The organism is Acinetobacter seohaensis (assembly GCF_056431365.1).
In genome coordinates, this window is the sequence record NZ_JBWKMK010000014.1 from 1 (window position 1) to 10,986 (window position 10,986).

The 10,986-nt window shown below is 35.9% G+C and carries 11 protein-coding genes; 8 read left to right on the top strand and 3 right to left on the bottom strand.

Translation table 11 applies throughout. The annotated features are described in order from the left end of the window. Positions 1-318 precede the first annotated feature (318 nt). The 7 genes from AC07E5_RS01420 to AC07E5_RS01450 all read left to right on the top strand — a co-directional run bounded on the left by AC07E5_RS01420 (position 319) and on the right by AC07E5_RS01450 (position 3,120). Entirely contained in the window at positions 319-606 is a 288-nt protein-coding gene (locus AC07E5_RS01420; RefSeq protein ID WP_045796150.1) for a BrnT family toxin, read from the top strand. Next, positions 593-907, top strand: coding sequence for a BrnA antitoxin family protein (locus AC07E5_RS01425; RefSeq protein WP_336151851.1), 315 nt, complete (start codon positions 593-595; stop codon positions 905-907). Before AC07E5_RS01420 ends, AC07E5_RS01425 begins: the two co-directional genes overlap by 14 nt. A gap of 89 nt (positions 908-996) precedes the next feature. Next, positions 997-1,245, top strand: coding sequence for a hypothetical protein (locus tag AC07E5_RS01430; protein WP_498624496.1), 249 nt, complete (start codon positions 997-999; stop codon positions 1,243-1,245). A gap of 57 nt (positions 1,246-1,302) precedes the next feature. Continuing rightward, positions 1,303-1,524, top strand: coding sequence for a hypothetical protein (locus AC07E5_RS01435; protein ID WP_498624497.1), 222 nt, complete (start codon positions 1,303-1,305; stop codon positions 1,522-1,524). Positions 1,525-1,649: 125 nt separating this feature from the next. Beyond that, positions 1,650-2,315, top strand: coding sequence for a hypothetical protein (locus AC07E5_RS01440; RefSeq protein ID WP_498624498.1), 666 nt, complete (start codon positions 1,650-1,652; stop codon positions 2,313-2,315). Positions 2,316-2,318: 3 nt separating this feature from the next. Then, positions 2,319-2,726: a hypothetical protein gene (locus tag AC07E5_RS01445; protein WP_498624499.1), complete on the top strand. Its 408-nt coding sequence runs from the start codon at positions 2,319-2,321 to the stop codon at positions 2,724-2,726. 1 nt (position 2,727) lies between these two features. Further along, on the top strand, positions 2,728-3,120 hold the full coding sequence (locus AC07E5_RS01450; RefSeq protein ID WP_498624500.1) for a hypothetical protein: 393 nt from the start codon (positions 2,728-2,730) through the stop codon (positions 3,118-3,120). A 116-nt stretch (positions 3,121-3,236) separates the two neighbouring features. Here AC07E5_RS01450 and AC07E5_RS01455 read toward each other — a convergent pair whose 3' ends face one another. Beyond that, the gene (locus tag AC07E5_RS01455) at positions 3,237-4,313 is read right to left on the bottom strand and encodes a hypothetical protein (RefSeq protein WP_407509510.1); all 1,077 of its coding nucleotides are present in this window, start codon (positions 4,311-4,313) and stop codon (positions 3,237-3,239) included. A 2,569-nt stretch (positions 4,314-6,882) separates the two neighbouring features. Here AC07E5_RS01455 and AC07E5_RS01460 point away from each other — a divergent pair. Further along, entirely contained in the window at positions 6,883-7,833 is a 951-nt protein-coding gene (locus tag AC07E5_RS01460) for a replication initiation protein (protein ID WP_087933499.1), read from the top strand. Positions 7,834-8,267: 434 nt separating this feature from the next. On the opposite strand, the gene AC07E5_RS01465 is transcribed toward AC07E5_RS01460, so the two are convergent. Together AC07E5_RS01465 and AC07E5_RS01470 are read right to left on the bottom strand one after the other, a co-directional pair. After that, positions 8,268-9,464, bottom strand: a complete 1,197-nt coding sequence (locus tag AC07E5_RS01465) for a glycosyltransferase (RefSeq protein ID WP_317300067.1) — start codon at positions 9,462-9,464, stop codon at positions 8,268-8,270. A gap of 107 nt (positions 9,465-9,571) precedes the next feature. Continuing rightward, on the bottom strand, positions 9,572-10,986 hold a 1,415-nt coding region (locus AC07E5_RS01470), incomplete at its 5' end, for an autotransporter outer membrane beta-barrel domain-containing protein (RefSeq protein WP_498624501.1).

The window sequence follows — 10,986 nt, forward strand, 5'->3', positions numbered from 1 at the left end:
ATTAACTAATTTTCATCCAAAAAGTTGTTTATCACATCTAAGATAAACTTCTTATTCGCAGTTTAAAATGTAAATTTTGAGCCATTTAACATAATGGTGGTTATACGCAATACACTTGTATATTAATTTGAAAATCAATAACTTAAAAATTTAGTCATGACTAAGAAATCAGCAAAAAGCCGACTTTGAAACAAGTCGGCTTTTTTATGAGCGATTTTGATAGTTTTTGCCAATAAATTTGACTAAAAATTACGCTTCTCAACTTGAGTGATACAATTTTGTGATACATTATTGTATATACAAATTTGAATGTTTTTTATGGAACAGTATTTTGAATGGGATGAGGCTAAGAATCGAAAGAATCAGAAAAAGCATGATATCTCTTTCGAAACTGCAAGCCTTGTTTTTGAAGATCCTCTAAGGATCTCAATCCAGGACAGACATACCGATGGCGAAGAACGTTGGCAGACCATTGGAAAAGTGAAAGGCGTACTAATGCTCTTAGTAGCTCATACCATCTTTGATGAAGATGACTGTGAAATCATACGAATCATTAGTGCAAGACAGGTAACTAAAGCAGAGCGAGATAAATATGAGCATGGTTAGATACTCACGCAAAGAGCTGAATGAAAAATTCAGCGACAAGCAAGATGCTGAAATTGAACACTTGCTTGCTAAGGGAACAGTTCCTGACGATAAGCTAGATCTATCAGATATTCCTGAAATTACAGACTGGAGCAATGCTGTACGCCATAATCAGTTCTACCGTCCAGTGAAGCAACAGACTTCCATTCGTTTAGATGCTGATGTACTTGCTTGGTTCAAAGCACAAGGGAAAGGTTATCAAACACGTATGAATGAAATCTTACGGGATGCTATGCTAAAAGAATTAAAAAATCATCAATAAAAATGGGAGCTTAGGCTCCCATTTTTGACTGCGTATAAGGTGTATTATGTTAATTTTAGAAAAATTTAAACAGCAAAAGGACTCATATTATGCATTTTGAATGTAAAGAACATGAATTAGACTTTTTAAAACTAATTGATAACCTAATAGAATCAACAGAAGAGTTTGATAAAAAAATTACTCTTATAGATAAAAAATTAAATTTTATAAATCAACTAATTGAATTGGAAAAGGAGTATCTTAAGAGTGATTTACAATTAAAAGCACAGAATGACAAGTATCATTTAGAGAGACGAAAACTACTTGAGGATTCAAAATCTAGAAATAACGTAGACTAATGCCAATATTTAAAATAATCTACTTTACTAAAATCAATAAATTAAAGAGATAGCTTTATGATTCCTAATAATTCTTTCGTTGCTGATAATTTGGGGCAGATTCAATTACAACAGCCAACACCTGAGCAAATGAAATATCAATTCTTTACTTCTCAAATTGGGTTCTTAGCACAACAAATCGCAAATATAGGCCCTACTAATCCAAGTTTATCTGCAGAACTATTGAGAACTTATTTAGAGCTAAATAAAGTATTAATAAATTCAGATTTAAAGCCATAATTTCAGTTAACGTTTTGTTTTAATAAAACCTTTTATTCTCAAAGAGATAATTCATATAGTAATTTAATTTAAATTCTATATAATTTCGCAAAATTTATTACTATTCATAATGTAAAAGGGATATCGTGTCTGCTCAATTGAAGACTTGCTTCGGATTCCAAACCACACGTTGTGACTACAACAATATAAATGCAGGTACTAAAAATTTACCTCATTTTGCTGAATCTAAGTTTTTAGAACAGCCTGGTAGCATTGGGGATGAAGTTTATCAATGGTTAACAGATGGTTATTACTTTTGGTTAAATAGTGATAGATATGCTGAGTGGTGGGGAGAATATAATCTAAAGTCTGATTATCTCATCACTCAATATGAAATTGTATTAGATCGAGATGATGTCCTTGATTTAATTGAAAACCCTGATGATGAAGATCATTTTTTTTGGTTAGTTGAAGCTTACCTAGAGAAATATAATGAATCTAAGGGTAAGCCTGGGGCAGAAAAGCTTCCAGAACCAACTGTTAGTTCAATTTTACACTTTTTCAGAAAAACTGATCCTGACGTTTTTCCATTTAAAGCTGTCACTATTACAGATTTATGGGAAGCAGAACCAGTTTTTCAATATTTAAAAAAACACAAGTATTTAAAAATGACACCCAATTCTAAGAGTGATCATGATAAATATAGACCTATGGGTAGACCCCAAATTTGTGTTTTTGAAGAAGTTAAAAATTGCATCACTAATTCAGTCCCTATATATCCTAGGGAATATGTAGATAGTTTTTCGGAGTAGAACATGACCAACAAAAGACAGCTTGCAAGAGCAGCCTTACAAGCATGGAAAACCAAAACTACTGCTGAGATGTTCATCGAGCAACATAAAGACGTACATTTTGCTAACACTAACAAATCACCAAAAGTAGAGTTAGTCAGTAGTACTGAACGATATATGGAATTAGTGACTAAAGAATTCGCTCACCTTACTATGCGAAGATCTAATCAATCTATGATTAAATCAGCATTCTCTAATCTATATATGAATGCGATAAAATTTGCTGATGTTCTTCATATTGAAGACGATAAACGCTTTGAGAGTACTATTGAATCGTTAGGATCTGTGCAATCTAGCAGAAACTTACCCAAGGAATTTAATTTAGATTCTTACAAAAGTATTTCTTCAAATCTAAGCCCTTTGAGATGTTAAAATGAGTATCAAGCTACTTGACCATAAGGTCATGAGAAGTTTTATAATTTTCAATTCAGATCTTATAGATTTTTTTTCAAATATAAAAAAAGTAGAAGACCTTCCATTAAGTCATGAAATCATCCAACCATCCGATGGAGATGATGGCATTTATTTCATACATTATGCATTCAAATACGAACCAAGCGAAGATGAACAATCTGAAGATCTAAAAGAGTTAGCTGTTGTAGATATGTTTTTCCGCTTTGAAGTATTGGGCGAAAATGCAAGACAGACATTAGAAGAATGTGTACCAGCGATCTGTTATCCATATATGAGAAGTTTTTTAAGTACGCTATTTGCAAATAGTGGCGTTGAACCAATTTACTTACCCTTATGGTTCTATAAACAGTGATTTCAGAAAAAGGTATCTTCTTAGATACCTTTTTTATTTAACATAAAATCTCTTATACGAAATTTGCATGTTAGAACCTATTCAAAGTCCATATTTAATAGCTTCTCTTAGCGGATTTACTCATCTTCAAGCACTTGTAAGTAAAGCTCATCCGCTTTTTGAGCAATGGCTTTACCGTTCTCACGCATTTCTAATTCTTTAGCTACATAGGCTTGAATCGGTATGTTGTAATAGCCACCACCATAGTAGTCTTTAATGAGTTTCAAAGGCACTTCCACACCATGCTCATCAAATAAGTTACGTCTGTAAGTGTACTCATGAATCGTATCCGCATAGGTCGGCAATCGTGGTAGATAGGTCAAGTGTGGTGTAGCAATTTCCATCTGCATCCATGTTTTCTGCTTCTTAGACCTGTACTTTAAAAAACGCTGTGCAAAATGGATAATCTGCCCTGCTTGGGAACGGCTTGCTTTGAAAACAGACCATGTTTCAACCATCAGGAATAGATTTTTAATGTCGGCTCGGTTCTTCTCTGCTAGAGAACTATTTTTTTGACTGGCCAATTTATTAATAGAATCAGTAAATTTAGTTTTAATTTTTTCAATACTTTGCTTTGTATATCGCCAAGTCCACGTATAAGCCCTTACTCGGTCTTTGTAGTCTTTTTCATCACCCAAGATGAGCTGTTTATAAGTCTTATGCGTATCTCTAAAAAGCTCCATAGTCACTAGGGCAGTGGGTTTGACAGCAATCGGATTTTTTAAGACAAATTGTTTTGGTTCATTATCTTTGAAGTAGTCTGCAATCAAGGTCTTTTCTGCTGAGATCGAATCAAGATCCCACTTAAAGCCTTTGTACTTCTCTTTAAGTTTCTCAATCTTTAAACGTTCTGATTCTTTGGCAAGTTTATTAATCTCAATACCGTTGAAAGTATTGAAATCTCTACTTGTAGGCGTGGTGAATAGACAATACAGAAACCATTTATTTTCATTAAAAACATCTCTTTGTACGATCATCGTGCAAATAGGATGACCCTTTTCTAGGCGGTAAGAACGCTGTCTTGGTGAAATCCCCAATTCATAACGCTCTGTCATCTTCTCCAAAACTGATTCAATAGATTTTTTAGAACTGTCGTACTCAAAGCCGAAATAAAAATACGCACCATTAGCAACGTGGTCAGCAAGCCGTTGCATCGTGAATTTTGTGTGTGGACTAAAAATTATCATCCAAAATATTTCCAATAATTGTTATCAAGGGTTAATTCACAAAATACGCTGTTTTTTGATCAAAAACTAGCATTGTAATCGAGTAAAAGGATTTTTGGTTTTTAGCTGTTTTTTGCTTTTTCCATAGCGAAGCTATGGTGAACTTGCGAAGCAAGTTTTAAGGACTTCTAGACGGTATTTGTAAGAGGGTAATAAGTAGTTCCTTAGGAACGCACCTAGACAGCATATTTTTTGTGCATTATGATTTTCTCATCAGTTGTGAAGTGTGTCTGACCAACGCACCTAAAAGACCTTTAACCGTTTTTTAGTGTGCCGTTAGGCACACTAAAAATTTTGATTTTCAACAGCTCACAGTGGAAAGGTTGACAGCCTGAAAACTGCTTGACGAAGCGGACTGCCATTTAACTGTGGCTCGGTACGCTTTGATGAGGGCTGATGAGGGGTGGCTTTTTGCCTACCCTCAAATTCTACTCAATCCACTTCATTGTTGGTTCTTGAAGTTGGGCGACAAGGAAACGGAATCACCGAAAGGTGGCGAATGGGTTAAACCCCATTCTAGGCTGAAAGGGCTGAAATCCTGCTTTTGAAGAAATAGTGAGTGAAATCCAAAGATGGAGAGTAGCGTTAATAACTACCGTTCTTCGCTGAATCTTTATGGTTTGGCGAGGTGCGTGGCACACACGATGGCTTCTGCGGTATTCGAGAGGGTACAGGCGATCAAGGTGAAAGCTGGCGAGAGTGGCACTTTTGGGTCAGGTGGTGAATTTGTCGTGATGACATTCCATTTTGGCTCGAAAGGTCGATGTATAGCTTAAACGTGTTAAAGGTGGGGAGAGATCCTCATCGACTGTGCTAAGTAAGTGTTCTACCCACGATGATATTTTTTAAACTGCGGAATCGGTATTTTGGAACTGCGTACCGAAAAGCAAGGAAAAGGTTTAGAAAATTAGTGGATGAACGTACTGCTTGTTAAGACTTCATTAGATAACTTGGGACGCACTTTTATGTCATTAGGTTTTGTCACCTAAGTTTTTGAATAACTAATTTTTAGTTATCGGCATAGATGTGTTGGAGCGATCTTTAGTAGCGCATATAAGGCAGATGTTTTGCCGAAGTTGTACTGTAATAATTCTGAATAAGTTGTTGTTTTTATTTGTAAAATAGATAGTGATCTATAATTACAGGTAAAATTGATAATCAATAAGAATTTTCTTTTGAGTTGTTTTATCAAAAGTTGGTTAAAAAACCATAGCTACCGTTGTCAGAAATGACTTGTTAAGGGAATCGTGGTTTTGCGAAAGAGTGATGTTGAGGCTACAGGGGACTGTAGTTGAGTGTGTTACTTCCTGCATGGTCATAGTGCTTGAAGGCTGTGGATTTAAAGCCACAGGAGAGTCAAAAAGGTTAAATGGGGATTGGTCTCCCCTGCTGTTCGAGTTGGTCGCTCGGACTAAACTAAACTTCTGAAGACATAGTTTTTCGAGGTTGTTATCCACCATAGGATAAATATTTTCTGATTTTATGAATAAAATCAGCGTTCACATGATTTGAATATTTGGCGATTTAAATCCACGTAATAGTGCGGCCCTTGCGATAAAGGAACTACTGCCCCCTCGGAATTGTGCCAAAACAATTCGAAACGAGGTGGGTGTCTTTAAATGCTCACCATTTGCGCTCTAAGCGAATCTTTATCCATACCCTATGAAACCCTATTGAAACACTATTAAAATCGCATACAGAGCAAACTGTGAGCTATAAATCAATATCTCTTGGTGTGTCTTGCTCACGATCTATCATAAAGTCCTCCAATCCTCTTGGATCTTTATCGATTTTAAAGAAATTTTCCCATGTTCCTTTTACTTCACAAAAAACACCATGTTCATTAGCTTTGAAAAATTTTCACGGCTCGGCGATGTTCTTCATCGAGAGATAAACCAAATCATCTTTGCTCATGTCAGATCTCCTTTAGCGAGTGTCTACGAGCGACACAAAGAAAATTTTCGCCTAGACAGCTCTGAAAAACTGTTTTTTAAAATATCTGCTTCAAACTGGTAGTGGATTACATGCTGACCTTTGCGCCTAGATCGAGCGAAGCGAGCATAAAGCCCTATGAGCGAAGCGAATCCATAGTCGCTTTTACTTTTGGAATTCACAAACAATATTAACCCAAAAACTGCCCCTCAGACCGAGCAAAGCGAGGTCAAAATGACACGAGCTTTAGCGAGTGCCATAGGGCAGTTTTTCACTCCCCTGCTCCTTTTTATTCTTTTAAAAAGCTTTTAAATACTTTTAGCTCCCCCTCAAAGCCACGCACAGCAAAGCTTTCAAACTTTAAAAAACTACAAACGCCAAGTATAAAACTACAAACGCCAAGTTAAATGCACTTTAAAAACTACAAACGCCAAGTTTAAAAACTACAAACGCCAAGTATAAAACTACAAATATAAGTTTGTAGTTTTATACTTAATAGCTACTTGAATAAGTATGTAGACTAATGTATAAAAACTACTAGCTTAAACAATGTAGAATAAATAATATGGCAGTTGATTTGAGAAAACACTACCCAAAGGATTGGATGGTTTTACAAAACCGTGTAACAGAATGCTATAGGGGAATGAGTCTTGATGAAAAGCGTCTTTTTATCATGGCTACGCCACTTGCTAGAACAACGCAAATATCAAGCAATGATCCCATTTTTATCTCGTCTAGTGACTACGCACAGGAATGTGGTATAGACATTTCAACCGCATATACTGCATTAGAAACCGCATCAGATCGTCTTTTCACTCGATTCTTTGGATACACTGCCCAAAATGGAGATCGGGTAAAAGTTAGATGGCTACAGAAGGTGATTTATAAAGCAGGGCAAGGAGGGTCAGAACTTTATTTTACAGATGAAGTCCTCCTTCTTTTGAGGGAGTTTGATGCTTTAAACCCTTACACCAAGTACAAGAAAGAAGTTGTATTACGGCTCAAGAAAGACTACTCACTAGACCTTTACCACTTAGCTAAGAAGCATCAGGCAATGGGTGGCTTTCAGATCAGCCTTGATGATCTTTTTGAGCAATTTGAATTACCTGAATCTTATAAAAGAATAGGAAATCTCAAAGATCGTGTAATAAAACCCTCATTAAATGAAATCAATCACAATACTGATATTGACCTCAGCTATGAGAATGTAAAGCAAGGGCGTTCTGTGGTCGGCTTTAGGTTTACTGTTAAAGAGAAGCCAAAGCCGAAAGTGATCGAAACAGGTCGAGATCCGCACACACTCGATATGTTCTGCAAAATGTCTGATAGCCAAATCAGTACATACAGCTCGATTTTATCAAAGGTACACAGCATCAGTGACCTTGCAGGCAATAAGGATTATCAAGCATTTGCAGTATGGATTTCGAATATTTTACGAGATCCAAAATCGGTTCGTGAGGAAACAGCGAAACGTATTTTTAAGGCTCTGCGAACTGAAACAGATTTTAAAGGCTGAATTGCTAAGGGCATTATTCAACTGAGCTAATCAAACTTGTGAAACATTGATCAAGAAATAAGCGTGGAACATGAACAATCACTAAAAAAGCCCAACTGAGTACAGTTGGGCTTTTTACTACAAGATAAAGCTATGATTTATAAGAAATAAAAATTTGCATTGCGTATAAGGTGTATTATGTTAATTGTAGCAAAGCTAAAGATTACTTCTGAATAAGATAAGCATATAATTCTTATCAATTTGAGGTAGCAGTAGTTTCAGACATGATATTCATGGTCTCAAAGCAGCTTTGTTGCACAAACACTTAACACTATGATTTTATTATATTTATTTTTATAAATATTTAAAAAAAATTAAAAATCAATATCTTGCAAAATATTTATGCAAAAAAACCGTTTTTTAATGACTGCAATAATATTTAGAGGCTCTTAAAATCAAGATTGACTAAAATCTTTTAAAATATTTTCTAGTAAATATCTTTTGCCAATTTTATTTAAATTGACTGCTAAAATTTGTACATCATAAAAAGAGTCTTGCATAATAAGACAACGATACTCATTCATTTGATGCGTTAAACGATTTACAAGGTCTTCTGGACTGTGTTCGACTAATTTTTTAAAGGCTAGATAAGACTCTTCAAATTTTCCAAGTTTGTATGCATTTAAGCACCATTCATATAGTGACCAAAATTTATAAATATCTTTTTTTAAAAATAAACGATTACCTTCTGGCATTTTTATTTCACTAGCTTGTTTGGCAAAACAGTAAGCCAATTCAGGATGATGATCCCAACTATGTCGTCTAGCCGAATGATACCAACACTCTGCCCTTTGTGGGTCATAAGCTATCCCCATCTGCCAATACGATAGTGCATCTTTATAATTTTTTTCACTTTCATAAAGTAAGCCCAATTGTTCAAAACTACAGTATTTCTCATCATACCAACCCGTATCTAATTCAGCCCGCTTTAGATACCATTCAATTGCTTTATTAATCTGTCCAGCATCTTTATATGATTGTGCACAATAGAATGCATAACGTGGCAATAAATCTGGATCATCACCAGCGATATAAGCTATTTCAAGGATTTTGGCATCTTTTAAGTATTTGTCTTTATCTAAACTCCGGTTACCCTTTCGACCTGAGATAACGACATAATCGCCTTGAACTTCCCCTACCTCTTGTTCATTTTTATTTTCTAAATATTCATGTAAAACACCACGCCAATGATACTGATCATTATTTTTAATAATGAGTTTTCTTAAATATTTTACGGAGAGATCTTCATTGGAAAGTTGAAAATAATAAGCATCTTTCTGTAAAACCGGTAGACTTAACTCACCTATTAAAGAATCATCTGCATCAAAAATAAGAATGTAATCACTTTTTCCAAGACAAGCTTTTAAAGCAATATTACGGTTATAACTAAAATTTTGCCAAGCTTCATAAATTATCTCACCTTGAATATTTTTCGCTTTAAAAAAGTTTTCGATAATCTCTGGTGTACGATCACTAGATCCAGTATCTGAGATCACCCAGTAATCCAACTTAAAATGTTGACATATATTTTCTAATGTTTGTTCAATGATATGACTTTCATCTTTTACAATCATATTTAAGCAAAGTGTCATATTTGTTCTCTTTGATTCTATTTACATACTTCTATATGAAAGAAACCTTGCATTGCAAGGCTTCTTGAAGGATTTCTTTTAAGAATAAGAATACTTAAATACTAGAATTAGAAATTCACTTTCCAACCAATATTTCCAATGAAATCGCTATAGTTATTACTACCCATCTGATATGAAAGATTAAACCATGCATAACTGTTTTTGCTTGTTTGTCCTTCAACACCAAATTTAATTTCACCCAAATTTGAGTTACCAGAAATACCATAGTAACTATTATCTAACTTCACAAGTTTGTCTTCAGAATTATAAATCCAATTTAATGCGACGTATGGGCGATAGTTTGAGCTCGCTGCAATATCTGTAGGGACCACAAGAAAGGCTTTTGCACCAAGACGAGTTTGAATATTGCCCTTGCCTTCATCAATTAGCGTACCTGTAGATTTCTCTTTAAATGAATTTAATTGAACATCTTGGTAAATAAATTGACCTTGCGGTTGAATCCAATAACTAACGCCTTCACTTTGTCCCAATTTATAACTAGAACCAGCTTCTATTGAGGCAGTAACCCCTGAAGAGTCATATTTTTCTGTTGCAAAATCTTGTCCAGATACTTCATTTTTAAACTTACTCCACATTGCCCATGTATCTAGATATGCACCAGTTTTTTCAGTCGGATTTTCAAACCAGGTTCCATACAAACCAAAGCCATAACCATCTATTTTTGAAGATGATTTATAATTTGTAATAGATGATTTGGAATCACTCCCTGCATTACCATAAGCAGCCATTAATCCGACATTATATTCATCTTTTTCGCCAAAATTTGCCAAACCTAAACCTACATGTAAAAGATAATGATGACCATCGGTATCAATCTGTCCAGATTTATCTTCAAATTCATTATAGCCCCCTACAGCTCTTAACCAAAGTTGACCAACATCATCTTTATTCATATTGGTGTATTCACTTGCACCAATACGATCTTCTAAACGATGGACAAATAAGTTATTAGCAATATTGGCATTAAAAGTATAACTACCAACCTCTGGGCGAATGACTGGTTGATATGGACCTGTATCCCCCGTTGCACCGGTAGAACCAGTTGCTCCAGTTGCTCCAGTTGCGCCAGTTGCTCCAGTTGCTCCAGTTGCGCCAGTTGCTCCAGTTGCACCAGTTGCTCCAGTTGCTCCAGTTGCGCCAGTTGCTCCAGTTGCGCCAGTTGCTCCAGTTGCGCCAGTTGCTCCAGTAGCTCCAGTTGCTCCAGTTGCTCCAGTTGCTCCAGTCGCTCCAGTTGCTCCAGTTGCGCCAGTTGCTCCAGTTGCGCCAGTTGCTCCAGTTGCTCCAGTTGCGCCAGTTGCTCCAGTTGCTCCAGTTGCGCCAGTTGCTCCAGTTGCGCCAGTTGCTCCAGTTGCGCCAGTTGCTCCAGTTGCTCCAGTCGCTCCAGTTGCTCCAGTTGCTCCAGTTGCTCCAGTTGCTCCAGTTGCTCCAGTTGCTCCAGTTGCTCCAGTTGCTCCAGTTGCTC

Bases quoted from the DNA above. Each gene is read 5' to 3' on its own strand.
- AC07E5_RS01420 (WP_045796150.1), top strand. From the start codon at position 319: ATGGAACAGTATTTTGAATGGGATGAGGCTAAGAATCGAAAGAATCAG.
- AC07E5_RS01425 (WP_336151851.1), top strand. From the start codon at position 593: ATGAGCATGGTTAGATACTCACGCAAAGAGCTGAATGAAAAATTCAGC.
- AC07E5_RS01430 (WP_498624496.1), top strand. From the start codon at position 997: ATGCATTTTGAATGTAAAGAACATGAATTAGACTTTTTAAAACTAATT.
- AC07E5_RS01435 (WP_498624497.1), top strand. From the start codon at position 1,303: ATGATTCCTAATAATTCTTTCGTTGCTGATAATTTGGGGCAGATTCAA.
- AC07E5_RS01445 (WP_498624499.1), top strand. From the start codon at position 2,319: ATGACCAACAAAAGACAGCTTGCAAGAGCAGCCTTACAAGCATGGAAA.
- AC07E5_RS01450 (WP_498624500.1), top strand. From the start codon at position 2,728: ATGAGTATCAAGCTACTTGACCATAAGGTCATGAGAAGTTTTATAATT.
- AC07E5_RS01455 (WP_407509510.1), bottom strand. From the start codon at position 4,313: ATGCAACGGCTTGCTGACCACGTTGCTAATGGTGCGTATTTTTATTTC.
- AC07E5_RS01460 (WP_087933499.1), top strand. From the start codon at position 6,883: ATGGCAGTTGATTTGAGAAAACACTACCCAAAGGATTGGATGGTTTTA.
- AC07E5_RS01465 (WP_317300067.1), bottom strand. From the start codon at position 9,464: ATGACACTTTGCTTAAATATGATTGTAAAAGATGAAAGTCATATCATT.